This is a genomic window from Methanoregula sp., from assembly GCF_002835825.1.
Classification (GTDB): Archaea; Halobacteriota; Methanomicrobia; order Methanomicrobiales; family Methanospirillaceae; genus Methanoregula.
This window is the reverse complement of sequence record NZ_PIZH01000371.1, coordinates 1-2132: the sequence shown is the minus strand read 5'-3', so window position 1 is coordinate 2132 and position 2132 is coordinate 1. Positions and strand designations below refer to the sequence as shown.

Below are 2132 nucleotides of genomic sequence, written 5' to 3'. Positions count from 1 at the left end.
ACCCACACCTCCACCCGGTCGGGGTTTGCTGCCTCCACCCAGAGAAGAAAGATCTCTTCAGCATCTTCATCCTTGATGACCCGGACCCACCATTGTGTGAGTTTACTGGACCAGACCTGATAATTATCCTGCACACGGACAATGCGGGTCGTGACAAATGATCCCGTTTCATTCCACCGGAAGAAGAAATCATACGCCGTGCCGTTGATTTTGCATCGTTGCCGTTGCGGAAAACCAAGTTTCTGTGAGAACGGCAGGGTTTTCACCGCGCTGGATGTCATGGAAGCATCCCACCGATACTTGGCAGATAAATGTTCCCGGGCGCCGGCTTGGTTGCAGCTCTTTCATACAATGTTTTTTTGGTAGTGGGGATTTGGGGAGCGTCTTGTACTCTTTTTTCAACAAGATTCTGGTTTGATGTGCTGCCGGGAGCGATGGTATCGGGCACCGCAGTCACCGTAGAATCCAATTCGATATCGTCCTTCTCCGTCTCGGGCAGGGATAGCACGACATTGACTTTCTTTGTCCTGCCAACACGGACCTGCTTGAGATCGAACGTCACTTCACGGGTATCGATATTGTCACTCGTACGGACCTTGAAGTTCCGGATGACCATGTTGTCGAAATACCCGAATTCCGAGAAGAACTCGACGCGTTCCATGGCATCTGCAAGGGTCCTGAGGCTGGTGACATCGTCCCGCCTTACGGTTATGAGCAGACTGAACTCCGCCCCCTCTTTTGAGATGTGGTCGGCGTACTCGGCATCCGTCTTCCTTGTCGGCACATTATACCCCTGATTAAGGGTGTTACTTACCACGGCCCGGAACAGCCGGTTTGCCAGGACAACTTCCTGCTCGGCAACGGCATCGGCCCGGTTCTTGAGTTCAACCGTGCCGATCAGAGAGGTATCTTCAATCATATTCCACCCACGCTACGGATGTCTCGTTCAGTCTGTTTACCGAACAGGTGTGCTGCATCCTTGCTTGAATCCTTGACCAGTTTCCGGTATTCTTCCTGGGTCATCTGTTTAGTCAGGAAATCGCCGAATTTCATCTCCATGTTGTTCTCCTGGTTGACGATCACGGCACTGCCGGTACCAGCACCAGAGTCCATTGCCCCGGTCACCTTGGCATACCCTTCATACATCATGTTGGCGCCGGCAACCTGCCCGCCCGGAACCATCATGAGTGCGGTACCGGCTACCATCTTGAACAGCGGATGATCCGAGATCTCCTTCAGCCGTTTCCAGACCGGTTCGAGTTTATCCCCAAGCCATGTCAGAGCGTCGGTCAGCGCCCAGACAACAATCTGGAACAGGTTGACGAGCGGGACCAGGATTGGGAACGGCTCCACCAGATAGTCCATGAACTTCTTGAATTCCGAGTCCTCCCATCCCTTGTCCATGACATCCCAGACTGCCCAGATAACCGCTGCAATGGCGGCACCCACGATGATGAACGGCAACATCTCTATCAGCAGGGCACCCATGGCCCCGGCTACGGTCCAGACTGCGGTGGCCAGGTTGACGTAGGTGCCCGTAAGGACCACAGTGGCACCGGCGAACGACATTTCCGTTCCTGCAAGCAGACCCATGAGCAGCTGTTGCGTCAAAAGGGCACCAATAACAAGAGTGGATACGGCAAACAGGGCCCCAAGGATCCCGACCCCCCATAAGAGCGGTTCCGGTAACGACCTCGCCGCAACGGCTGCCATTTTCAGCCCGTCAGCAAGCGGCTGGAGGAGAGGGATCAGGCCTTTCGACATGGTCATCTGGATTTCACGCATGGCCGTGTCCGCCTGCCTCACGGTCTCGTTGAAGGATTTTTGCGACAGGTCCACACTGTTGATCAGATCGTCTGATTGTTCGAGCATGGCGGCCTGGAATGCCAGCCGCTGTTCCTGGTCGGTAAGGGCACTGACACTTTTTCCAATGGATTTCGCGTATTTCTCGTTGGCATCTTCAATACTGACGATAATACCGAGATTGTCGAGAATCAATTTCGACTGCCGTGCCGTCCCGGTCACGAGGCTTTCGAAACAACAGGTCATATCCCCGCCAAGTCGGCCTGCGGCTGCCTCGCCAACTTCGCCCCTCCCTGGCAAGCCCTCGAATCCCAACCCACTACTCCGGC

At 54.7% G+C, this 2132-nt stretch carries 3 protein-coding genes; all 3 read right to left on the bottom strand.

All coding sequences use genetic code 11. The features are described from left to right. On the bottom strand, positions 1–281 hold a 281-nt coding region (locus tag CW742_RS11185), incomplete at its 3' end, for a hypothetical protein (protein WP_292420408.1). Continuing rightward, positions 278–919, bottom strand: a complete 642-nt coding sequence (locus CW742_RS11180; RefSeq protein ID WP_292420406.1) for a phage baseplate protein — start codon at positions 917–919, stop codon at positions 278–280. The genes CW742_RS11185 and CW742_RS11180, both read right to left, overlap by 4 nt. Then, positions 916–2132, bottom strand: a 1217-nt coding sequence (locus CW742_RS11175) for a hypothetical protein (protein ID WP_292420404.1), incomplete at its 5' end; no start/stop codon positions are given. The genes CW742_RS11175 and CW742_RS11180, both read right to left, overlap by 4 nt.